Source organism: Staphylococcus sp. FSL W8-1270, from assembly GCF_038007165.1.
Lineage (GTDB): Bacteria > Bacillota > Bacilli > Staphylococcales > Staphylococcaceae > Staphylococcus > Staphylococcus hominis.
Map to the genome: position 1 here is coordinate 1881414 of NZ_JBBOWQ010000001.1, position 23573 is coordinate 1904986.

The 23573-nt window shown below is 30.1% G+C and carries 20 protein-coding genes; 5 read left to right on the forward strand and 15 right to left on the reverse strand.

The features are described from left to right. Nucleotides 1-2106: a class 1b ribonucleoside-diphosphate reductase subunit alpha gene (gene nrdE / locus NSU06_RS09390; RefSeq protein WP_017175944.1), complete on the reverse strand. Its 2106-nt coding sequence runs from the start codon at nucleotides 2104-2106 to the stop codon at nucleotides 1-3. Continuing rightward, nucleotides 2069-2467 carry a class Ib ribonucleoside-diphosphate reductase assembly flavoprotein NrdI gene (gene nrdI / locus NSU06_RS09395; RefSeq protein ID WP_002449085.1) on the reverse strand — a complete coding sequence of 133 codons (399 nt, stop codon included), beginning with the start codon at nucleotides 2465-2467 and terminating at the stop codon, nucleotides 2069-2071. The genes nrdE and nrdI overlap by 38 nt, the downstream gene beginning before the upstream one ends. 737 nt (nucleotides 2468-3204) lie before the next feature. Here nrdI and NSU06_RS09400 point away from each other — a divergent pair. The 4 genes from NSU06_RS09400 to NSU06_RS09415 all read left to right on the forward strand — a co-directional run bounded on the left by NSU06_RS09400 (nucleotide 3205) and on the right by NSU06_RS09415 (nucleotide 7441). Further along, on the forward strand, nucleotides 3205-4071 hold the full coding sequence (locus NSU06_RS09400) for a DMT family transporter (protein WP_002449096.1): 867 nt from the start codon (nucleotides 3205-3207) through the stop codon (nucleotides 4069-4071). Between the two features lie 10 nt (nucleotides 4072-4081). After that, nucleotides 4082-4582, forward strand: a complete 501-nt coding sequence (gene queF / locus NSU06_RS09405) for a preQ(1) synthase (protein WP_002449091.1) — start codon at nucleotides 4082-4084, stop codon at nucleotides 4580-4582. A 300-nt stretch (nucleotides 4583-4882) separates the two neighbouring features. After that, a complete protein-coding gene (locus NSU06_RS09410; protein ID WP_048682169.1) occupies nucleotides 4883-6388 on the forward strand; it encodes an S-Cys-Gly-3M3SH uptake peptide MFS transporter in 1506 nt (501 codons plus the stop codon). Between the two features lie 129 nt (nucleotides 6389-6517). After that, entirely contained in the window at nucleotides 6518-7441 is a 924-nt protein-coding gene (locus NSU06_RS09415; protein WP_340779882.1) for a diacylglycerol/lipid kinase family protein, read from the forward strand. A 62-nt stretch (nucleotides 7442-7503) separates the two neighbouring features. On the opposite strand, the gene NSU06_RS09420 is transcribed toward NSU06_RS09415, so the two are convergent. From NSU06_RS09420 to NSU06_RS09445, 6 genes are all read right to left on the reverse strand, one after another. Continuing rightward, on the reverse strand, nucleotides 7504-8040 hold the full coding sequence (locus tag NSU06_RS09420) for a 5' nucleotidase, NT5C type (RefSeq protein WP_017175949.1): 537 nt from the start codon (nucleotides 8038-8040) through the stop codon (nucleotides 7504-7506). Nucleotides 8041-8134: 94 nt separating this feature from the next. Next, nucleotides 8135-9190 carry a histidinol-phosphate transaminase gene (gene hisC / locus NSU06_RS09425; RefSeq protein ID WP_019834936.1) on the reverse strand — a complete coding sequence of 352 codons (1056 nt, stop codon included), beginning with the start codon at nucleotides 9188-9190 and terminating at the stop codon, nucleotides 8135-8137. Nucleotides 9191-9327: 137 nt separating this feature from the next. Beyond that, nucleotides 9328-10842 carry an ABC transporter permease/substrate-binding protein gene (locus tag NSU06_RS09430; protein ID WP_069723654.1) on the reverse strand — a complete coding sequence of 505 codons (1515 nt, stop codon included), beginning with the start codon at nucleotides 10840-10842 and terminating at the stop codon, nucleotides 9328-9330. Nucleotides 10843-10845: 3 nt separating this feature from the next. Further along, complete coding sequence (locus NSU06_RS09435) at nucleotides 10846-11802, reverse strand: ABC transporter ATP-binding protein (RefSeq protein WP_017175952.1); 957 nt, start codon at nucleotides 11800-11802, stop codon at nucleotides 10846-10848. 189 nt (nucleotides 11803-11991) lie between these two features. Beyond that, nucleotides 11992-13770, reverse strand: a complete 1779-nt coding sequence (gene recQ / locus NSU06_RS09440) for a DNA helicase RecQ (RefSeq protein WP_017175953.1) — start codon at nucleotides 13768-13770, stop codon at nucleotides 11992-11994. 13 nt (nucleotides 13771-13783) lie between these two features. Beyond that, on the reverse strand, nucleotides 13784-15664 hold the full coding sequence (locus tag NSU06_RS09445; protein ID WP_340779886.1) for an ABC-F family ATP-binding cassette domain-containing protein: 1881 nt from the start codon (nucleotides 15662-15664) through the stop codon (nucleotides 13784-13786). Between the two features lie 111 nt (nucleotides 15665-15775). Here NSU06_RS09445 and NSU06_RS09450 point away from each other — a divergent pair, with 111 nt between their 5' ends. After that, nucleotides 15776-16594 carry a ZIP family metal transporter gene (locus NSU06_RS09450; RefSeq protein ID WP_002455634.1) on the forward strand — a complete coding sequence of 273 codons (819 nt, stop codon included), beginning with the start codon at nucleotides 15776-15778 and terminating at the stop codon, nucleotides 16592-16594. Nucleotides 16595-16885: 291 nt separating this feature from the next. Here the strand turns inward: NSU06_RS09450 and ltaS are convergent, their stop codons facing one another. The 7 genes from ltaS to NSU06_RS09485 all read right to left on the reverse strand — a co-directional run bounded on the left by ltaS (nucleotide 16886) and on the right by NSU06_RS09485 (nucleotide 23568). Further along, complete coding sequence (gene ltaS / locus NSU06_RS09455) at nucleotides 16886-18823, reverse strand: polyglycerol-phosphate lipoteichoic acid synthase LtaS (protein ID WP_145421400.1); 1938 nt, start codon at nucleotides 18821-18823, stop codon at nucleotides 16886-16888. Between the two features lie 406 nt (nucleotides 18824-19229). Further along, nucleotides 19230-20234, reverse strand: a complete 1005-nt coding sequence (locus NSU06_RS09460) for a 5-oxoprolinase subunit C family protein (RefSeq protein ID WP_019834930.1) — start codon at nucleotides 20232-20234, stop codon at nucleotides 19230-19232. Next, nucleotides 20234-20938 (reverse strand): 5-oxoprolinase subunit B family protein, encoded by a 705-nt coding sequence (locus NSU06_RS09465; protein ID WP_048681250.1) that lies wholly within the window; start codon nucleotides 20936-20938, stop codon nucleotides 20234-20236. The genes NSU06_RS09460 and NSU06_RS09465 overlap by 1 nt, the downstream gene beginning before the upstream one ends. A 41-nt stretch (nucleotides 20939-20979) precedes the next feature. Continuing rightward, on the reverse strand, nucleotides 20980-21186 hold the full coding sequence (locus tag NSU06_RS09470; RefSeq protein WP_049379636.1) for a hypothetical protein: 207 nt from the start codon (nucleotides 21184-21186) through the stop codon (nucleotides 20980-20982). A 53-nt stretch (nucleotides 21187-21239) separates the two neighbouring features. Then, nucleotides 21240-21848: an aminotransferase class IV gene (locus NSU06_RS09475; protein WP_049379637.1), complete on the reverse strand. Its 609-nt coding sequence runs from the start codon at nucleotides 21846-21848 to the stop codon at nucleotides 21240-21242. Beyond that, the gene (locus tag NSU06_RS09480) at nucleotides 21849-22991 is read right to left on the reverse strand and encodes a chorismate-binding protein (RefSeq protein WP_049379638.1); all 1143 of its coding nucleotides are present in this window, start codon (nucleotides 22989-22991) and stop codon (nucleotides 21849-21851) included. It lies immediately after the preceding gene. Then, the gene (locus NSU06_RS09485) at nucleotides 22975-23568 is read right to left on the reverse strand and encodes an anthranilate synthase component II (protein WP_017175960.1); all 594 of its coding nucleotides are present in this window, start codon (nucleotides 23566-23568) and stop codon (nucleotides 22975-22977) included. Before NSU06_RS09485 ends, NSU06_RS09480 begins: the two co-directional genes overlap by 17 nt. Nucleotides 23569-23573: the final 5 nt, after the last annotated feature.

Consider the following 23573-nt stretch of genomic DNA (forward strand, 5'->3'; position numbering starts at 1 on the left):
TTAAATTGCACAACTTGTACATTCTTCAACACTTAATAATTTATTACGTGTATAGTATAAAGATTTCAATCCTTTGTGATGTGCGTATACGTATAATCGTGACAATTCACGTGTTGAAATTTCAGAATTAACATATAAAATTGTTGAAATCCCTTGGTCCACATGTGTTTGAATTGTTGAAATTAAATCTATAAGTTTCATTTGATCAGTATTAAATGCTGATTTATAGTACCACATTGTTTCAGGTGATAAGAAAGGCATTGGATAAAATGTTTCAGCATTTCCATACGTACGTCGCTCAATTTGATCTACAATTGGCATGACCGAACTAGTTGCATTTTGAACATATGAAATACTTTGAGTTGGTGCAATAGCTAATCGATACGCATGATATAAACCATATTCTTGTACTTGTTGTTGTAATGATTTCCAGTCTTCTGATGTAGGAATGTGCATATTAGCAAATAATTCTTTTACTTTTTCAAATTGTGGCACGAACTCTTGTGATGTATAAAAATCAAAATATTTGCCACTTGCATAATCTGATTTATCAAAATCTTGATATGCTTCTCCACGTTCTTTAGCAATTTCCATAGAACGTTCAATTGAATAATAGTTCATCATCATAAAGAAAATATTAGCAAAATCTTTGGCTTCTTCAGATTCATAGCCAATTTTATTTTTCGCTAAATAGCCATGTAAGTTCATTACACCTAAACCTACAGAATGTAACTCATTATTTGCTTTTTTCACACCTGGTGCATTTTGAATATTTGCTTCGTCACTTACTACTGTTAATGCATCCATTCCAGTATGTACTGAATCTCTGAATTTACCCGTTTCCATTACATTCACTATGTTCAATGAACCTAAATTACATGAAATATCACGTTTAATTTCATCTTCAATTCCATAGTCATTAATAATTGACGTTTCCTGTAATTGGAAAATTTCAGTACATAAATTACTCATTTTAATTTGACCAATATTTGAATTCGCATGTACTTTATTCGCATTATCTTTAAACATTAAATATGGATAGCCTGATTGCAGTTGTGTTTGAGCAATCATATTCAACATTTCTCGTGCATCTTTTTTCTTTTTAAGAACATTAGGATTAGCTACAAGTTCATCATAATATTTTTCAATATCAATATCGTCTAATGTCACTCCATATTCTTGTTTTACAGTATGAGGTGCAAACATATAAAAGTCTTTACCTTCTTTAGCTAAATCAAAGAATTTAGATGGAACAATAAGACCAGTGGAAATTGTTGATAGACGTAAGTCTTCATCGGCATTTACTTTTTTAGTATCTAAGAATTCTTCAACATCATAATGGAAAATGTTTAAATATACTGCTCCAGCTCCAGGACGTTGACCTAATTGATCAGCATAACTAAATCCACCCTCTAATGCTTTTGCTACAGGTAATACACCTTTAGCTACGCCTTTAATACCTTTAATTGCTTCACCACGTGCACGTAATTTAGATAAATTGATAGCCACGCCACCACCAATTTTACTTAATTGTTTAGCAGTAGAATCTATGAAATTAATTGAGTTTAGACTATCATCAACTTCTAGTAAAAAACATGAAACAAGCTCTCCACGACGTGCGCGTCCTGCATTTAAAAATGTAGGTGTAGCAGGTTGATAACGTTGTTCAATCATCGCTAAAATAAATTGTTTAGCTTGTTCTTTATTACCATCTGCTAAATATAGAGCAACTATGGCAACATGTTGATTATAGTCTTCTAAGTACTTAGATTTATCATTTGTTTTTAAAGCATAATCTTTATAAAATTTGCTTGCAGACATATAACTAGCAAATTCAAAATTAATAGATTTTGCGAATTCGATAATTTCTATTAAATCTTCTTCGCTATACTTCTTAAATACATTAAAATAAAAATGATTATCTACTAAGTAATGTAAACGTTCAATTTCGCTATCAAAATAAATTGTTTTATCGCTAATTTCTTCTAAGTAAACGTTTAAAGCTTCTTGATCTTTCTCAAGATTAAAAAAGCCATTGTCTTTACGTTTAGTTACTTCATTGTTTAATTCAATATGATTGTACTTTTTCTCGTCCATAATCTTCATTGAAATGCCCCACCTTATCTCTAAATTCGATAACATCTTTATTTGTACCTTGAACCTCAAATTTCATTAATAAAGGCACATGGTATGTTTCAGAAATTGTTCGACCTGCTTTCGCAAAGTTTTGTCCCCAGTTACGATTACCACTAGCAGCAACAGCACGTATATAAGCATGATTAACTTCTAGAAAAGACTGTACTTCCTTAGGAACTTCACCAAAACCAATTGTACCTGTAACTAAAATATAAGGTTCTTCTATACTATCCTTACAATTGTCTTTATTGATTTCTAATACATTTTTAATTTCACTACGTTTTATAAATCTTCGTACATTTCCTGAAAAAGAGAAATAAACTACTTTCATAGGAACGCCCTCTTTCGACAATCTTATTAATTAAAAAGAAGTTCTCTTAGTCTTATAAGAAAACTTACTTTTAGAACGAATATCATTTCGTTAACTTAATCAAGTTAATACTACATATTGTGTTTCTAATTATTAATCTTTAAAAATCATTATTTATAAATCGTTCATGTAAATAGTGTAGATTCCGAAAAAACCAATCCAAATAAGTGTGAAATTGCTACTAAAATGAATTATTCATACAATCTTTCTATTTTCCTCAAACACAACATATTGTGTCTCAATTCAAAACCCAACACTATATTCTGTGTTTCATTATACATAAATGGTACCCTAATTAAAAGTTAATATTTGATGTCAAATGTTCGTGAAATCGGTTAAAGGTGCATCATAGCTATATTAAAAACTAAGAAAATTTTATTTTAGTTTTTTTAAGGTATTTCACTTGATTTTTTGCCTACCATTACTAAACCTTATTTATTCGGGATTTCCAATACATAAGAATGTAAATCATAATATATTGTTAGCCATTTATTAAAAAAATAACTCATTTTTTATATTAAAAGCCGAATGAATTTCTATTTTACGAATTAAAAATTTAGAGTATATTTAATCGCATTAAGAACATATGTTCGTTATCATTATAGTTTTTCTTTTTTATCTTTGCAAGTACTTATGCATCCACAAATAAATTATGCTAATATATAGACGTTAAATTTTTATAAATGAGGAGATATACTTTGAATCCTAAGGTAAAAGGTATCATTGCTATTTTAATTTCTGCTATTGGTTTTAGTTTTATGTCTGTTTTTTTTAGACTAGCCGGAGACTTACCTGTATTTCAAAAATCTTTAGCAAGAAATTTGGTAGCCATGTTTATTCCATTATTTTTCATAATAAAATATAGGCAACCTATATTGGGTAAAATGAGTAGTCAACCCCTTTTAATGACTAGATCGACGTTAGGTCTTATAGGGGTATTACTAAATATTTACGCTATTGATCACATGGTGTTAAGTGATGCTGATACTTTAATGAAGCTTAACCCTTTTTGGACTATTTTATTAAGTTTAATATTTTTAAAAGAGAATATTAAAAGGTATCAAATTATAGCTATGTTAATTGCTATTTTTGGTATGTTATTCATTGTTAAACCAGAATTTTCTTCAACTATGTTCTCTTCTTTAGCCGGTTTATTCTCAGGTATCTTCGCTGCATCTGCATATACTTGTGTACGAGCATTAAGTAAACGTGAAGCACCTTATACTATTGTATTTTATTTTTCATTATTTTCAGTCATCGTTCTTATTCCATTTTCTATTGCAACATATGAACCGATGACAAAGTTACAAATTATATATTTATTAGGAGCTGGATTATCAGCGGCAGTAGGACAAATTGGTATTACATTAGCATATAGTTTTGCTCCAGCAAAAGACATTTCTATTTTTACGTATGCTTCTATATTATTTACTGCATTATTTGGCTTTATATTATTCGGAGAAACACCAGATTTCTATGCATTTATAGGTTATATCATCATTATTGGCGCTAGTTACTTTATGTTTGAAAAAGCACGTAGACAATCTAATACATCTAACAATTAGGAGGCAAATTATGACACAAGGTCGCAATAAAGAAGAATTACAAGATATTACATTATTAGGCAATCAAAATAATAAATATGAATTTGACTATACACCTCAAGTACTCGAAACTTTTGATAATAAACATCAAGGAAGAGATTATTTTGTAAAGTTTAATTGTCCAGAATTCACTTCTCTTTGCCCTATCACTGGACAACCCGATTTTGCTACAATTTATATTTCATATATACCAAATATAAAAATGGTAGAATCAAAATCACTAAAATTATATTTATTTAGTTTTAGAAATCATGGTGATTTTCACGAAGATTGTATGAATATTATCATGAATGACTTAATTGACTTAATGGATCCTCATTATATAGAAGTATGGGGTAAGTTCACGCCACGTGGAGGCATTTCAATAGATCCATATACAAATTATGGTCGTCCAAACTCTAAATATGAAAAGATGGCCGAACATCGTTTAATGAATCACGATATGTATCCTGAAAAAATAGACAATCGATAACATGTTTTTTAACTCCTTTTATTTTTACTAATGTAATATAAAAGGAGTCATTTTTATTCTAGATTTTTTTAATAAACTATTGCGATTTATTAAATTAAAGCGTATTTTAATATTATCGCTAAAATTTATAAAGATATAAGTTCATGAGCAATAAAAACTTTTATTTTTATAAGTTATTATATTTTATTTGACTGAAAATTCTAAAAATTTATATTTTTAAGAAATTCTTGTGAGATGTAATTGTACAATCTTATTTACATAGTAATCAGTCATATTAGGAAAGAAAGGAGTGGGATGTTAATGGCAACAAATAACTCCCATGAACAAACAATTCAATCAATACCACAGAAAGGATTTTTCGGTCATCCTAGAGGACTAGGTGTGCTCTTTTTCGTAGAGTTTTGGGAAAGATTCAGTTACTACGGTATGCGTGCGATGCTCATATTTTATATGTATTTCGCAATACACCAAAATGGATTAGGTATTGATCAAACTACAGCAATGTCGATTATGTCAGTATATGGAGCACTTATTTACATGTCTTCTATTCCTGGCGCATGGATTGCTGATAGAATTACAGGCACACGTGGTGCTACTTTATTAGGTGCTGTACTTATTATTATTGGACATATCTGTTTAAGTTTACCATTTGCTTTATTTGGTTTATTCTCATCAATGTTCTTTATTATTATCGGATCAGGTTTAATGAAACCTAATATTTCAAATATTGTAGGTCGTTTATATCCTGAAAATGATACACGTATTGATGCAGGTTTCGTTATTTTCTATATGTCTGTTAACTTAGGTGCATTAATTTCACCTATTATACTGCAACATTTTGTAGATATACGTAATTTCCATGGTGGCTTCCTTCTAGCAGCTATTGGTATGGCATTAGGTCTTGTTTGGTATTTGTTATTTAATAGAAAGAATTTAGGTAGTGTTGGAATGAAACCTACTAACCCACTATCTAAAGAAGAAAAGCGTAAATATGGAATGATTATCGGTATCATAGTAGCAATTGTGATTATCGTATTATTAGTTACATATTATACCCATACCCTTTCATTCGATTTAATTAGTAATACTGTATTAGTTCTTGGAGTAGCTTTACCAATCATTTACTTTACAACTATGCTTCGTAGTAAAGACGTTACCGATGTAGAACGTTCTCGAGTTAAAGCATTTATACCTTTATTTATTTTAGGTATGTTATTCTGGTCAATTCAAGAACAAGGTTCTAACGTTTTAAATATTTATGGTTTAGAACGTTCTGACATGCAACTCAACTTATTTGGTTGGACAACTCGATTTGGGGAAGCTTTGTTCCAATCTATCAATCCATTATTTATTTTATTATTTGCACCAGTTATTTCTATGATTTGGTTAAAAATGGGTAAAAAGCAACCTTCTTTAGCTATTAAATTTAGTATTGGTACATTACTAGCAGGTTTATCATACATTCTAATTGGATTAGTTGGTTTAGGTTATGGACATACACAATTCTCAGTTAACTGGGTTATTTTATCATATGTAATCTGTGTTATTGGGGAACTTTGTTTATCACCTACAGGTAATAGTGCTGCTGTTAAACTTGCACCTAAAGCATTTAATGCTCAAATGATGAGTGTATGGTTATTAACAAATGCTTCAGCGCAAGCGATTAATGGTACATTAGTAAAATTAATTAAACCACTTGGTCAAACGAATTATTTTATTTTCTTAGGAACAGTTGCTATTGTGATTACTCTTATCATTTTAGTTTTCTCACCTAAGATTACAAAAGCTATGAAGGGTATTCACTAAGTAAATACAAAATAGTAAAAAGTACTTCTAGTTATGACATCTAGAAGTATTTTTTTACTTATATATTTAAAATTATAAAATTCAGGGTAAATATTTATAATATCATTTTAAATGAAAGTAGGTTTAACTATGGAGCAACAGTATAATCATGGGGTATTATTTTACCATGAACATAGCGGGCTTAAAGATATATATGATGGATTGGGAGAAGTCGCTAAATCACTAACTCAGTTATGTAAGCATCTTTCAATACAATTAAGTGAAAATGAGGGTGACATTGAAAGATATTGTAAAGAAATAAAAGATCATACTTATAGTAATGATATTGATATCGTTTTTATATTGGGAGGAGACGGTACAGTTAACGAATTGATTAATGGTGTGATGAAATATGATCTAGATCTTCCTATAGGTATTATTCCAGGAGGAACATTTAATGATTTTACTAAAACATTAAACTTAAATCCTGACTTCAAAAAAGCTAGTGAGCAATTGTTATCTTCACATATTGAGTCATATGATGTTATGAAAGTAAATGATAATTATGTACTTAACTTTGTCGGACTAGGACTTATTGTGCAAAATGCTGAAAATGTTCAAGAAGGACGTAAAGATATCTTTGGAAAATTAAGTTATGTTGGTTCTACTGTAAAAACACTCATGAATCCCGAACATTTTGACTATACATTGACAGTAGACGACAAAGAATATAAAGGAAATACGTCTATGCTAGTGATAGCAAATGGACCTAATATTGGTGGCAGTCGCATTCCACTTACAGATCTTTCTCCACAAGATGGAAAATTAAATAGTTTTATATTTGAACAACAAAGTTTTAGTATTTTAAACGATATTTTCAAAAAAAGAGATAGCATGAATTGGAATGAAATTACCGAAGGAATTAATCATATTCCAGGTTCTTACATAACATTACGCACTGATCCAAATATGAAAGTAGATATTGATGGAGAAATTAATTTAGAAACACCTATCACCATTGATGTGTTACCTAAAGCAATCAATATCCTTACTTTTTCGAATGATGAGAAATAACAACTATATCATAATCAAAAGGTATGTATGAATGCTTCAAGCTTCATACATACCTTTTTACTTTAATTATTATTTAAAAACATTGCTTCTACATCTTTCCAGCCATTCACTCGTTTAAAACGTGTTTCATTTATATTATGTGCAGCCGTAAAGATAATAGGTTCTCCTTCAAAAATTTGAAGCTGACGAGGATTATCATCTATTAAATAATCTGTTTTAACAATATTTTTTCTTCCACAAAAAATAAAATGCTGTGGATCTAAAAATGGAAAATATTCTAGTAACCATTCATATTTATCATGAAATGAGGTGGGTACATCCATTGCTGCTGTAGCAATATATACATCATAATGCTCATTAAGTTTTTCTACCACCTCTTGAGCATGTGGTATCACTTTAAGATGTCTAAAAAACTCTGGCGCTCTTAAAATATCTCTTACTAACCCATCATGTTCAGGAATCACATGGTTTAATTTCTGACCATGTAACGATTCCATTGTAATTCCTAATTTAGTTTCAATATTAACTGCTTCAATAATTGCACCTAAAGTATCTGCTAATACTTCATCCATATCTATTGCTATAGATTTACGTGCCATGCTATCACTTCCTTAGTTATCTTTTGCACATTTTCAAAGTATAGCAAAAAACCTTTAATTCGTCATGAATCGCAATTAAAGGTTTTTCCTTAGTTTAATAATTAAATTGTTTTAATACTTCAATCATTTTATTATTTTGTTCTTCAAATCCAATTGTAATACGTACTCCATTAGGAAAAGGTCTAGTGATACAGCCAACGTTTAATAATTCATTATACAATGCTTGTGGCTTATCTGTTACTACAAATACAAAGTTCGTTTGACTAGGTAAAAAGTGTTTACTTTGTTCAATGTTATAGAACTTTTCACGTTCTTTTGCATTTTTTCTAGTAATCTCTTTTAAATAATCTTGATCTTCTAATGCTGCAATCGCTGCATATTCTGAAATTCGTGTCACATTAAATGGTGGACGAATGATATTCCATTTTTCAATGGCTTCATTTGTTGCCACAACATATCCTACACGTAAACCTGCTAATCCATATGCTTTAGAAAATGTTCTTAATAAAAATGCATTATCAAAGCGTTCTTGTAGTTTTAATGTATCAGGATAATCTTCAGCAGTGACGAATTCGAAATATGCTTCATCAATTAAGACTGGCACATGACTTGGAACACGTTCCAAAAATGACTCTAATTCATCATGACTAAAATATGTACCTGTAGGATTATTAGGATTACATAACCATACTAATGAGGTATCAGAATTAACCTCTTTTAAAATTCCTTCCAAATCAAATCCGCCATTTTTTAACGGTACTTTTACAACTTTAGCTGATTCAACAATCGCATTATGATAATATTGTCCAAAAGTAGCTTCACTTGTCACAATTTTATCTCCCGGTGTTAAAACTGCTCTAGAAATCATGAGTATTACTTCATCTAAACCTGCGCCAAATAAAATTCGAGATTCATCAACATTTAAATGCTTACTAATTGCTTTTCGTAATGATGGAGAGCCTGTTTCCGGATAGTAAAATAATTCATCTAAGTGAGCCTCAATTGCTTCTTTTACACGAGGTGATGGTCCATATAAATTTTCATTCGATGCTAGTTTATATAACTCACCTTCTATACCAAATTTTTCTTTAAGTGCTTGCGGTGATAACCCAGGTTGATATGCCGATAATTGTTGTAATTGTTTTTTCATTTATGATCACTCCTATATAAATTAAGTTACTTTCCTTTTTTACCTATTAATTAAAATAGTACCATAAATTATCGATTTATACTTTATGTGTTAAAAAAAACTCATAGATAAAATGTATCTATGAGTTTTTTACAAATTTAATGTACTAATCCTTCTTTTTCTAAATATTGTTTAGCAACTTTATATGGATCTTCATTTTTCACTGTCACTTTATAATTCATTTCTTGCATTTGTTCATCCGTAATTTTATTTGATAATTGATTTAAAGCTTTTTTAATTTCCGGATGTTCTTTTAGAAATTTTTCTTTAAACATTGGAGCACCTTGATAAGGTGGAAAGACATGCTTATTATCTTTAAGTACTACCATATTATATTGTTTTAATTCAGCATCTGTAGAATACGCATCAATAAGATTAATGTCACCTTTCTCTACTGCCGTATAACGTAGTTTAGGTTCCATTTGTTTAATATTAGAAAGATTCAAGTTATATTTTTTAGCTACTGCTTTATAACCATCATCTCTATCTTTAAATTCCATAGTAAATCCTGGTTTAAGTTGACCTTGTACTTTACGTAAATCACCAATTGATTGTAAATGATGTTTTTTAGCAAAATCTCTTTTAACAGCTAAAGCATAGGTATTATTATATTTCATTGGTTTAAGCATCGTCATATCATATTTTTTCTCTAAACTTGCTTTAGCTTGGTGATATACATCAGCTTCTTTTTTAGATTTTAGATCCTCTTTAGTAAGTTCTCCTAGTACTGTACCTGTAAATTCTAAGTACCCATCTATATCGTCTGATTTTAACGCATTAAATAAGAATGAGGTTTTACCCATACCACTTTTAACATTAACTGTATCATGTGTTTCCTCTTCAATTAATATTTTATACATATTCGTAATAATTGAAGGTTCAGAACCTAATTTTCCTGCCATAGTAATCGTTGCACCTTTTTTACCAAAGAGTGGAACAACAATAACAAGTAAGATAATTAATAGAATAATACCTAGTGTAATAAGAAGTTTTTTATAAGATAATTTCGCCATATAACGCAATATAAAATCAAATAAAATAGCTAATAATGCAGCTGGAATAGCGCCAATCAATATAAGTGCTGTATTGTTACGATCAATGCCTAATAAGATCAAATCCCCTAATCCACCTGCTCCAATTAATGCAGCTAATGTAGCAGTACCAATAATAAGCACCATAGCTGTACGTATACCTGCCATAATGACTGGCATTGCAATAGGTAACTCGACTTTAGTTAAACGTCGCATTGGTTTCATACCGATACCTTTGGCTGCTTCTGTTAGAGAAGGCTCTACTTCTTTAATACCTGTATATGTATTTCTTAAAATAGGTAATAGCGCATATACTACTAATGCAATAATTGCTGGAACTTTTCCTATACCAAAAATTGGAATCATTAATCCAAGTAAAGCAAGGGATGGAATAGTTTGTAATACCGCTGCGATATTCATTACAACTTCAGATAAACGCTTTGTTTTAGTTAAAGCAATACCAAGTGGTACTGCAATTAAAATTGCGATAAATAAAGCAATAAAAGAAATTTGTATGTGCTCAAAAATTGTTCTTAGTAATTCTCCTCTACGATCATTGAGCGTTGTTAAAAATTCGTTCATGCTTTAACCCTCCTTATCATTTTTAGATAGATAGTCAAAAACATCTTCTCTTCTTAATAATGACTGTGTTAAAGCATGATTATTTTCTACAATGACTGCTTCATGTTTAGCAAGTATCTCGTAAATATCTTGAAGTTTCATACTATCTTTTATAATTGGGTATCCTTGTTTTTCGTCATATTCAGTAAGTGTTCTTGTAAGATTTAGATCGGAGATTTTTGAATTATTGATATCTTTATGCAAGTGATCGCCCATAAACTCTCGAACAAATTGATTTTTAGGATGCTCTTGGAATCCTTCAGGTGTGTCAATTTGTTCAACACGACCATCATTTAATAAACAAATACGATCTCCTAATTTCATTGCTTCTTGTATATCGTGTGTTACAAAAATAATTGTCTTTTTAATTTTCGTTTGTAATTCTAATAAATCATCTTGTAATTTTTCTCTACTAATGGGGTCTAACGCACTAAAAGGTTCGTCCATTAATATTACTGGAGGATCAGCTGCTAATGCTCTTACCACGCCTACACGTTGACGTTGTCCTCCCGATAATTCATCTGGTTTACGATCTCGGTATGTATTTGGATCTAATCTAACCATATCTAATAATTCATCTACACGTCGATGAATATCTTTGTCTTTCCACTTTTTCATTTGAGGAACTTGTGCGATATTTTCTTTAATCGTCATATGTGGAAATAATGCGATTTGTTGTAGTACATATCCAATATCCCAACGCATCTCATAAACTGGATAATCACTCACTGGCTTATCTTTAAAATATATGTATCCTTCACTTAACGATATTAATCGATTAATCATTTTTAAAGTAGTTGTTTTTCCACAACCTGAAGGTCCGATTAAAATAAAAAATTCTCCTTCATTAATCTTAAAACTCACATCATCAACTGCAACATTCGTTCCATAACGTTTTGTTACATTTTTAAACTCTATCATCTTGTCACCTTCATTTCCTTCACATCACTATAAAATTTATATTGCTTATTTTCTATTAAATCATGTTTATTGATAAATTCATACTTAATAGATTTAAATACTAATTATTTTTTAACAATAAAAAATAAAACAACTTAAAACATTTTTCTAGCTTCTAAGTTGTTTTATTAAGTCATATTTAATTTTTTGTTAGATATTCGTTTTATATGATTGGATTGTTTCAAGAAATTTAGGACAATAATGTTTTAACTTATAGCTTCCTACACCATCTATCGCAATCATTTCTTGTTTAGATTCTGGTTTACGTTTAGCAAACTCTTCCAATGTATAGTCAGAAAAAATACTCACAGGCGCAATATTCAACTTTTCACTTAATTGACGGCGAACTTCTACTAATTCACTATATAAAGCACGATCAACGCCTTCTATTGTATTAATGAAAACTTTTTCCTTACTTTTATGTTTAAATGGCGTCGTATACACTGTGACGTCATTATTCAATAATTCTTTCACACTTTCATCACACGTTAGAATTTCATTATATTCATTTAAAAAGCCTTTAAACCGTAACTCATCAATTAAATGACTTAACTCTGAAGTAGTATAGTCTTTCATCAATCCATGTGTTGTAAGTTGATGATAATGATTGTATTTAATATAATCACTTAATTCTCCACGTAACACTTGAATAATAACATGATAGTTTTCTTGTTGACGCATGCGTGCGATACAACTAATAATCATTTTTGCTTCATTGGTCATGTCATAAGTTTTATTTTGTTGAATGCAATTACTACATTGACCGCATTCCTCTAGACGCGCATTCGGTTCAAAATAATGTACAATTGTCGCTTCTAAGCACTTTTTCGTTTTAGTATACTGAATCATTTTAGTTAGTTTCTCGCCCATTTTATCTTTATAATCATCATCTGCTTGCGAAACAGTAATAAAATATTCATGTAATCCTTTATCTCTTTCACTAAATAATAAAATACATTCACTTTTTAAGCCATCTCGTCCTGCACGACCCGCTTCTTGATAGTATGATTCAAGATCTCCAGGCATGTTGTAATGAATAACATAACGAACATTAGATTTATCAATACCCATTCCAAATGCATTTGTTGCGATAACAACTTTAATACGATCGTATACAAAGTCATTTTGAGCTTCTTCTCTTTCTTTATTTGTTAAACCTGCATGATAAATAGCAGAAGCAATATTTATAGATTCTAGAGATTCTTGTAATTCTTCTACTTGTTTACGTGTAGAACAATAAATAATACCTGCTTGATCTTTATGAGCTTTAGCATATTCAATAACAAAGTTTTGTCTTTGATATGTCGGATTTACTTTAAAAATGAGATTACGTCTTTTGGTACTTGTTTTAATTTCATCTTCTTTTCGGATATTTAATTTTTCCATAATATCCTGTTGAACTTCGGCCGTAGCTGTAGCTGTAAGAGCTACAATCGTAAAATCTTGAGGTAGTGTAAACACTTTGTTTATGACGCTTTGATAACTAGGTCTAAAATCATGTCCCCATTTTGAAATACAGTGAGCCTCATCAAATGCAATTAAGTTAATATCAATTTGACTAAGCAACTTTAAAAAATAGTTACTTTCAAAACGTTCAGGTGCCACATATAAAAATTGAATGCCTTCAGTGATTAACTTATTTTCAATCTCAGATTGTTGTTTTTTATTTAAACTACTATTTAGATAGGCTGCTTTGATACCCATTGCTTTTAACTGATCCACTTGGTCTTTCATTAAAGAAATCAATGGACTTATTACTATCGTTGTACCACCTAACATTAAACCAGGCACTTGATAACATATTGATTTACCACCACCTGTAGGCAAGACACCTAATACATTATGATGATTTAATATTTTAGAAATTATCTCTTTTTGACCTGGTCTAAACGTATCATAACCAAAATAATGTGACAAAGTTGCTTCCATACTTACATTCCCCTTATTGCTCTTTTATTTCTTCTAATTCACTCCATCTCGTGATGTCTACATCATATGACTGCTCTAGATGTTCTTTTTCTTCATTTAATTCTTTTATTTTAGCGTAATCAGCGCTCGCTTCTACCATTTCAGCATCAATTTGCTCTAGTCTATGTTCTGTCGTTTCAATACGTTCCATTAGGGCTTCATATTCCCGTTTTTCTTTATAAGACAGTCCCGTCTTTTTACGAATGTTTGATTTAGTTTTAGGTTGTTGAGCTTGTTTTTCAAGTGTATCCTGTCGATCTTTTTCTTTTTTATAGGCCTCATAATCTTCGAATGTTCCAATAATACGTTCTAATTGGCCATCGTGAATGTACCAATATTCTTGTGCTACTTTGTTTAAAAAATAACGATCATGACTTACAGTAACTACTGACCCTCCGAATGTACTAATGTAGTCTTCTAAAATTGTTAATGTTTCAGTATCAAGATCATTGGTTGGCTCATCAAGTAACAGAACATTAGGTTGATGAACAAGCAATCTCAATAAATATAATCGTTTTTGCTCTCCACCTGATAATTTATAAATCTTTTTACCATGAGCAGCACTCGGAAATAGAAATCGCTCTAACAATTGAGTAACTGAAACTGAAGTACCATCTTTTTCTTTTGCCACTTCACTTTCTTCTCTCAAATAGTCAATCATACGTATATCACTATCCAAAGTTTCTTCTGTTTGTTTAAAATAAGCTATTTTTACAGTTTGGCCAACTTTTAATTCTCCAGAATAATCAGTATCATCTTGATTTAAAATATTTAACATTGTCGTCTTCCCTGCACCATTTGGGCCAACAATACCAATTCTTTGACCACTTTGAATGATTTCTGTTACATCTTTGAATAATATTTTATTTTGAATCTTTTTCGTTAAATGATCTAACTCAAATACTTGTTTGCCTAATCTAGAATAAGCAAGATTGAGTTGACCTTTATCTTTTTGATGATGAGATTGAACTTCTGTCTCTAAATCATTAAATCGATTAATTCGAGCTTGTTGTTTTGTCGTTCTTGCTTTTGCGCCTGTACGCATCCATGCAAGTTCTTGTTTATAAAGTGCTTTTTGCTTTTCTTGTTGTTTTTGTTCAATCACTTCATTTTCAGCTCTCATTGCAATGTAATCTTCATAGTTTCCTGGATAAGATTTAAGTTTTCCTCTATCTAATTCCACAATACGTGTAGCAATCTCATTTAAAAAATAGCGATCATGTGTCACAAATAAAACTGTATGTGGATATTGCTTAACATAGTTAATTAACCAATTAATTGATTCAAAGTCTAAATGGTTTGTAGGCTCATCTAACAATAACAAATCAGGTTGTTCAATAAGCGTCTTAGCTAAGACAACACGTTTTTGTTGTCCGCCTGATAATTCTTTAACTTTTTTAGTCGTATTATTAATACCTAATTTTGATAAAATAGTTTTAATTTCAGCATTGTAATCCCATGCATGGTGTTGATCCATAAGTTCTTGAGCTTCCATCATTTTTTTAAAATTCGCATCGTTTTGATGTTCTGTATATATAGTCATAGCTTCTTCATATGTTTTAATAATACGTAACGTATCTGTATCGGAACTTAGAACAGCTTGAAATACTGTCATATCACCATCTAAATGTTGCTTCTGTGAAGAATAACGAATACGATACTGATTAGGATGAGTTATATCGGCTGAAAAATCTTCATCTAAACCACCAATGACTTTTAATAAAGTACTTTTACCAGTACCATTTATACCTACAAGTCCAATTTTTTCATGTTCAGAAATAGAAAGATTTAAGTCATCAAAAATAACTTTATCAGCATATGATTTATTTAGTTGTTCTATTTTATACGCTTCCATATTTTTACTTCCTTTTTAATATCGAAATTTCAATATATTTCTGATAAGCTTAATTCAGTTCTATATATTATACACCTTTTTAATGCTAAATGATATAAGGAGAAAATAGATGTGATAGACTTTTTCGAAAATTTACCACCTTATCTTCAAGCACTTATTGCTGGTATTATCACTTGGTTATTAACTGCTTTAGGTGCTGCATCAGTCTTTATTTTTAAGACTGTAAACAAAAAAATTCTAACTTCTATGCAAGGTTTTGCCGCTGGAATTATGATTGCTGCAAGTTTTTGGTCTTTATTACAACCTTCCATTGATTATGGTACAAATGGTCATTTACCTGCTTGGTTACCTGCTGCGATTGGTTTTATTCTAGGTGGTGTGTTTATTAGAGGACTTGATGCAGTCATTCCACATATACACCAAAAAATCGGTGATAAAAGTCAATATCGAGAAGGCGTTAAAACTTCTTTAAGTAAAAATGCTTTACTAGTATTAGCTATCACTTTACACAATATTCCTGAAGGTTTATCAATTGGTGTAGCATTTGGTGGAATTGCAACTGGAAATGGACAAGCTACCTTTTTTGGAGCCCTTGGTTTAGCAATTGGTATTGGTATTCAGAATATTCCAGAAGGAGCTGCTTTGTCTATGCCGATTAGAGCCGCTGGTGCAACACGTTTTAAAGCATTTAATTATGGTCAAGCATCAGCAATAGTAGAACCTATTTTTGCAACTATAGGTGCCATTGCAATTATTTTTATCACTCCAGTACTACCTTATGCATTAGCTTTTGCAGCAGGAGCAATGATTTTTGTAGTTGTAGAAGAGCTTATTCCTGATTCTCAATCGGGTAATAATACAGATTTAGCTACATTAAGCTTAATGCTTGGTTTTGTAATAATGATGATATTAGACGTATCATTAGGATAATTAAATTAAAGAATAGGCCTGAGACATAATAAATTGTCTTAGGCATTTTTAATATATTGGCAGTCAATTCTAGTCTCGGGACTCCAACATAAAAATTTTCAATAAGAAAGTCTACGTCTAACGCAAGTTAAGAATGCGTTACCACAGTAAAACGAGGAATTCAAAATGAATTCTGTCCCACTCCCTTTCTTTTTTGTTTATTTTTAATGCAACTATAAAAAACCCGTAGATAAAACTTATCTACGGGCATTTAATATAGAATGTTGATTTTACACACTCTCTAATATTGAATTATTTTTGATTTCCATAAGGACCTATTTTGTAGTCATATTTTGACGGATTAATTTTTTTGAAATCTGGATTATTGTAGAATCTGAATAGGTCACCATTTAATACGTCGTCACTCATTTCTAAATCTTTTTCCACCTGTTTCTTATTTTTTTCTAAATCTTTAGGTGGCGTTGTTATTAATTCATTATTTTTATTTGAATATACTTTACCATTCACAAATTTATAATCTTTTGTGATGAAATCACCATTACGGAATGGAATCACATCATTATGATCTTTAGATAACATATCTGTACCCAACATTAAATAATTCTTCGAGTCAATACCAACTAAATTTAAAATAGTAGGCATAACATCCACTTGTCCAGCATATGTTTCATCTACAGTCCCATTTTTGCCAGGAATTTTTAACCAGAAGCCAGTACGATTTAAATCTGTAAATTTAGCTGGTGTAATTTGCTCACCCAGTAATTTTTCCATTGCATTGTTATGGTTTTCAGAAATACCATAATGGTCACCGTAAATCATAATAACTGAATCATCATATAACCCTTTAGTTTTCAAATCATTAATATACTGTTCTAAAGCTTGATCTAAGTAATGCGCCGTTTGAATATATCCATCTACAGTAGAATCGCCTGTATTCGGCTTATCAATACTTGCATCTTCTGAATTTAAAGTAAATGGATAATGGTTAGTTAATGTAATTAAATGGGAATAAAAAGGTTGTTTCATTTTAGATTGATATTCTGCTGATGCTTTAAAGAAAGGTTTATCTTTTAACCCTAAATTCACGACATTTTCATCCGACATATCATAATATGTTGCATCGTAAAATTTATCTATACCAAAATGTTTATAAATTTGATCACGGTTCCAAAATGTTTTGTAGTCCCCGTGCATCACATCAGAAGTGTAACCTTCTTTTTGATCTAAAATTGCTGGTAAAGATTGATATGTGTTATCTCCTTTTAATGAATACGCAGATCCTTGTGGTAAACCATATAAACTATTATCCATTGTAAATTCTGAGTCAGAAGTTTTACCTTGTCCTGTTTGATGGAAGAAGTTTGGATAATATCTAAAGTCATCGTTACCAGTCGATAATTTGTTTAAGAAAGGTGTAACTTCCTTACCATTTACTTTTTTATTAATTAAAAATGTTTGAAAACTTTCCAAATGTATTTTTATGATATTTTTCTTCTTAGCAATACCATAATATTCAGAGTTTGGTTCTGTATTTTTTTGTTTCGTATAATTTAAAACACGAGTTAAATCATCTTCAGAAGCCAATGCTTTTTGTTGATTGTTTTGAATCGTTTTAACACCATCATATACAGTAAAATTATATGGACCTAAATATTTAACTAAATATTTGTGATCAAATGTACGAGTCAATAATTCAGGGCGATCAGTTTCAGCAAAAGCTAAGTTTAAAAAGAACAATGCAATTGATGCTGCCATCACTACTGGTACAAACTTTTTACTAAATACACGTTTGTCTAACCAACTTCGTTTAAAAATTAAAATAAACAGATAAACAATAGTATCTATAAAATACACAAAGTCATACCATTTAAAAGAGGCACTTACTGCGCCCCCCATCGATTCAACGTTACTCGCTTGATTTAATGTACTAAACGTTAAAAAGTCTGAGAAGAATCTAAAATAAACAACATTAGCATAGAGTAAAAATGTTAATAAGAATCCTCCAATAAAAATAAACCAATATGCTTTCTTACCTTTAAAGAACAGAAAGATACTTAAAATAAGCGCGATTAAACTATATGGATTCATCAATAGTATTAAATTTTGAACTAACCCTTTAACACCTAAAGAAAAATCTACATAGTATGAGAAATACGTTTTCAATGTTACTGTAAATACAGTCATTAAGAAAAACGCAAAAAGACTTATTTTTCTTTTGTGTAAACTCATGAATGTTTCCTCCGTTTATAGTTATTCAAATACGGCCATTTACGAATGCTATTTTTAAAATTTAATATGTTTTTAAAACAATAAAATTTTTAATTATTATTTAATAAAAGAACCTTTTTTATCACTACATTTAATTGTTAACTATTTATTAAAAAAATGCGAATTTTGTAATATTTTTGTAATAATACTTCATAGTTCAATATATAAATATAAAGTATTTTTACTTATTTATCAAGAAAAAGCTCAAGTTTAGCCTTTCCATTTATATACCTAATCATTTCTAAACTATTAAACTGATTGATATATTATAACGTCTAATCTATTCAATTTAATCAGACTATAGTCCTATACCTTTACATTAAAAAATATCATTAAATATTAATATTCAATATTTTGATGATATTTTTTATTTTAACATTTCTAATTGCATTCGAAATTCGATACCGTGAAATAATTGATTCATCCAATTACTAAACTTCACAGTATTTTTTTCAGCCGTTTCAATATCTATAAATTGAAATTTCAAACGAGATCCTCGTGGTTTTTGAGCAAGTTTAGTTAAATGATAGCTTGCTATAGTACCTATTTGTGGATAACTTCCAATAGTGTAATGATCATTTAATAAAATAATAGGTGTACCATCACGTTTTACTTGAATAGTGCCCTTTTTTACTGGTTGATACTCAGGCATATCTTCATAATATGCTTTAATACTAGGACCCTCTAATAACATCCCTACACGATTAGACTTATTCGTTACCTTGTACTCTCCATGTATAAATGTTTGTTGTGTTTCAGTATCAAAATCATTTGTTCCTTTATTAGCAATGACATGAAATACATCAGAAACATAATTAAACGATAAAGCATAACCATCAATTCCCCAACTTGTTGTTCGCTGATGTGCTAAATTTTCAAAAAGTTTACGGTGTCGTGATGTATAATCACGTTTCATTTCAATTTCATCGCCTTCTTGAAGTGTTCTTCCATGAAACCCTCCAACACCAACATTTAAATCTGTTGACGTTGAATTTAACCAAGAATCTAATTTAAATCCTCCTCCAATAGCTAAATAAACACGAGATGTTGTACTCGTTTCTTTGAAAGACAATACTTCTCCTTTTTCTACTAAATACAATTTATAAGGTTTAATTTTCATATTTTCTGTACACGCTTCAAAGTGATGACCTGTTAAGGCAATTAAAGTAGGCTCTGTGAATCTAATTTTCGCCATAATATGTGTCATTTCTAAAGTTGCTTCGTTTTTATCATTTGCTACAAGACGATTCGCAATTTCATGTCCTAATGTATCTAATGCACCGCCAGGGATGACTCCCTCATATTCATACCCTTGGCGTCCAAAGTCTTGGAACGTGCTAAAAAGTCCAGGTTTTTCTATTATGATTGACATTATTTAAAATCTCCTAATTCAGTATCATTTGGATTTTTAGGATGAAATAAGACATTATCTCCTAATTTTAATAAATTAAAGTTATCGCGCTCTGGTGAAAATAATTTAATTGGGGTATAGCCAATGACTAACCAATCGTTATAAGTATCTGTCGTTACAATGCCACATTTTTTCCCTTCAATAATGACAGAACCTGCAGGTACTCTTTTTTTCTTGTGACTGGTATGATTAACATATAATTTTTCATTCATTCCTGTTAAATAAGGAAAGCCTGGAGAATATCCCATCATAGAGACAAAGTAATGTGATTTTGAATGAAGTTGAATAAATTCCTCTTTGGATAGACGATAGTATTTTAATAGAGCCTCTAAATCAGGTCCAAATTGATCACCATAAACCACAGGAATATTATGAAAATGACACGCTATTTGTTTATTTTCGATATGTTCTAATTCAGTCTGAATTGAATTTACAAGTGCCTTCATATATTGAAATGGCGATGAAATATTATAATGTTTAATCATATCTCGAGCATCATAACAAATCATCATACTAGACTCTGTAGGTACAATATCAGTGATGAAAGGTAAGTCTTTATTTAATAAATGTGTACGTACAGCAATTAAATTTTTTGTTACATCTTCAGCGACTTCTTGTTCAATATCTATAATAATCGCTTGGTCTCCTTGACTATAAATTTTCATTATTGCACCTCTTATTACATTCTAAATTATTTGAATCTATTTTATTGATGATAAAATAAATTTAATAAATGCGTAGCATATGGCATGATAGACTGAATTAAAAGATATACTAGTACAAATTGAAACAACACAGTCATTGTGCCTACAATACGCGGTAGCATGATTAGATTATCCTTCAAATATCGATTGATTATATATTTACTTAAACTATTGAGTAGTACGATAAGTATTAACCATAATAATGCCATAATCTTCTCCATTATTAACTAAATTAAATTTCACAATATTTATCAAATGTATTTTATATATAAATAGATACCCGAGCAACTTCACGTAGACTATTCAGCAAATAAACTTCTACTTCTTCATTTTCCAGTTTTATCATTAATTCATCTTTAGTATAATCTTTCAGCTTAAGTTTATGATTTTCTAATAAACTTTCTCTCATACATCCTCGTAAAAAATCTTTATTATATCGTGGCGTATAATAGTTTCCATTTTCTTTAATCATAATATTTCCAATATCAAATTCTAAAATTTTACCACTATCATCATACAGTAGTATCAAATCTGTTTCATGATTATGCGTTAAATATGTTCTTTCTGTTGTTTTATTTATAATAAATTTTTGTGGATAATCATTGTTAGACTTTTTAAAACGTGCAGTAAAATTGTCTTTAGAAGATAATGGCTGAATAACGTGGGTAAATTGTCCGTCTTTATCAATTTCTATTTTCAAACGATATAAGTGGTCATTATAATTTTGTTTTAAATTTTCAATATAACTATACCAAGCAATCTCTGAAAACTGAAAACCTAATTGTGAACAAGATTGACGTAAACGACGCGTATGATAGTTTAGCCTTGGTATATGACCATGATTAAGTCGCATTGTTTCAAATAATTTCAATCATAACTCCTCCAATATTTTGGTTTTGTCTCGAAATTCTTGAATTTCATTTAATGGAACAGAATCAATGGTAATTCCCGCACCTACCCCGTAAAGAGCCAGATTATTTCGATATTCTACTGTTCTAATTGGAATGTTAAAAATCATTTTATCATCTGGTAACAATAAACCTATTGTGCCGCAATAAATATGTCTTGGACTGGTTTCTAAATGTTTGATATAAGCCATTGTACTTTGTTTAGGCGCACCAGTGATAGATCCACATGGAAACATTGCTGTTAAAATTGAATGAAGCGATATAGCATCTTCGAGTTGCCCTGTTACCATACTTGTCATTTGGTATACGGTTTGATACGTTTCAATAAAAAACAATTTATAAACTTCGATGGTTCCAGTTTTTGAAATTCTTGACATATCATTACGTAATAAATCAACGATCATTACATTTTCTGCTCTATCTTTATGAGAATACATTAATGCTTCATAATTCAACTGATCTTCTACACTATTTTTCCCACGTGGCATTGTTCCTTTCATCGGCTTACTAACAATAATGTTTGCTTTATTGTTAAACGTACCTTTTTGAAAAAATAACTCTGGAGAAATTGACGCAACTTTTACTTCTTCGGTATCTAATAAAGCTGTATAGCCACCGTTATTGTTGTGAGTTAAATAGGTATATAACGTTGAAATAGGATAATGTACTTTACTGGATAAACGAGTAGTATAATTAACTTGATAAGTATCTCCTTCTGTAATAGCTTCTTGTATTTTAATAATTTTTCTTCTCATTTGTTCTTCACTTTCTTGAAATTGAAAATGATGTACTGAATGATATTGTATATTATCCTTATTATTATCAGAGTTTAAGGGTTGATTAAAAGCGTATGCAGCAGCGTATACTTCTTTTTCTATTAAGTGATACGTTTCTAATTGATTATTAAAAAATGGCGCTGATTCATAAGTTAAATATAACGCTACATAATGCCCCTTTTTCTGTTGTTCTTCAGCAAATTGAATAACTTCACCTACTTCTTCTAAAGAATAGGCAATTGATTTTGAAATATATTGATCAAATCGCAATTGATAATTGATGTAGTCATCTTCATTAGTATAATAACGGTAATTAAACGTAATATTCATGTGTTTTTCCTACTCTCTCTATAAAGTATTGAATCTGCTGATGACCATATTCACTTAATATAGATTCAGGATGATACTGTACTGCAAAAATAGGTAGTGTATCATGTTCAAATGCCATCATAATACCTTCATTATTTGTAGCTGTAATATTTAATTGAGAAGGTAATTGTTGCCTATTAGCAATTAAAGAATGATAACGCATGACATTAAAATTTTGAGGTAACTGTTTGAAAAGTCCTTTACCTGTATGCATTATAGGTGTTGTATGACCATGAACGGGCTTTGGCCCATGCATAATTTCCCCTCCATAATATTCATAGATGAGTTGAAACCCTAAACAGATACCTAATATAGGCACCGATGAGGCGTATCTATCTAAAACGCTTTTCAAAATTGGATAGTCACTTGGTTTTCCCGGACCTGGAGATATGACAATAGCTTCAATTGTTAATTCTTCAAGTAATGCTACAGTCACTTCTGTTACCTTTATTACCTTTACACAATGAGAAGTTTTTGTTTTTATGTAATCAATCAAGTTATATGTAAATGAATCATTATTATCTATGACTATAATCATAATTA

Coding starts and splice junctions, on each gene's coding strand:
- NSU06_RS09460 (WP_019834930.1), bottom strand. CDS start 20,234: ATGTCAATCATAATAGAAAAACCTGGACTTTTTAGCACGTTCCAAGAC.
- ltaS (WP_145421400.1), bottom strand. CDS start 18,823: ATGAGTTTACACAAAAGAAAAATAAGTCTTTTTGCGTTTTTCTTAATG.
- NSU06_RS09420 (WP_017175949.1), bottom strand. CDS start 8,040: ATGGCACGTAAATCTATAGCAATAGATATGGATGAAGTATTAGCAGAT.
- NSU06_RS09445 (WP_340779886.1), bottom strand. CDS start 15,664: ATGGAAGCGTATAAAATAGAACAACTAAATAAATCATATGCTGATAAA.
- NSU06_RS09470 (WP_049379636.1), bottom strand. CDS start 21,186: ATGGCATTATTATGGTTAATACTTATCGTACTACTCAATAGTTTAAGT.
- NSU06_RS09435 (WP_017175952.1), bottom strand. CDS start 11,802: ATGATAGAGTTTAAAAATGTAACAAAACGTTATGGAACGAATGTTGCA.
- NSU06_RS09430 (WP_069723654.1), bottom strand. CDS start 10,842: ATGAACGAATTTTTAACAACGCTCAATGATCGTAGAGGAGAATTACTA.
- hisC (WP_019834936.1), bottom strand. CDS start 9,190: ATGAAAAAACAATTACAACAATTATCGGCATATCAACCTGGGTTATCA.
- NSU06_RS09485 (WP_017175960.1), bottom strand. CDS start 23,568: ATGATTATAGTCATAGATAATAATGATTCATTTACATATAACTTGATT.
- NSU06_RS09480 (WP_049379638.1), bottom strand. CDS start 22,991: ATGAATATTACGTTTAATTACCGTTATTATACTAATGAAGATGACTAC.
- nrdE (WP_017175944.1), bottom strand. CDS start 2,106: ATGAAGATTATGGACGAGAAAAAGTACAATCATATTGAATTAAACAAT.
- queF (WP_002449091.1), top strand. CDS start 4,082: ATGACACAAGGTCGCAATAAAGAAGAATTACAAGATATTACATTATTA.
- NSU06_RS09415 (WP_340779882.1), top strand. CDS start 6,518: ATGGAGCAACAGTATAATCATGGGGTATTATTTTACCATGAACATAGC.
- recQ (WP_017175953.1), bottom strand. CDS start 13,770: ATGGAAGCAACTTTGTCACATTATTTTGGTTATGATACGTTTAGACCA.
- NSU06_RS09465 (WP_048681250.1), bottom strand. CDS start 20,938: ATGAAAATTTATAGTCAAGGAGACCAAGCGATTATTATAGATATTGAA.
- NSU06_RS09410 (WP_048682169.1), top strand. CDS start 4,883: ATGGCAACAAATAACTCCCATGAACAAACAATTCAATCAATACCACAG.
- nrdI (WP_002449085.1), bottom strand. CDS start 2,467: ATGAAAGTAGTTTATTTCTCTTTTTCAGGAAATGTACGAAGATTTATA.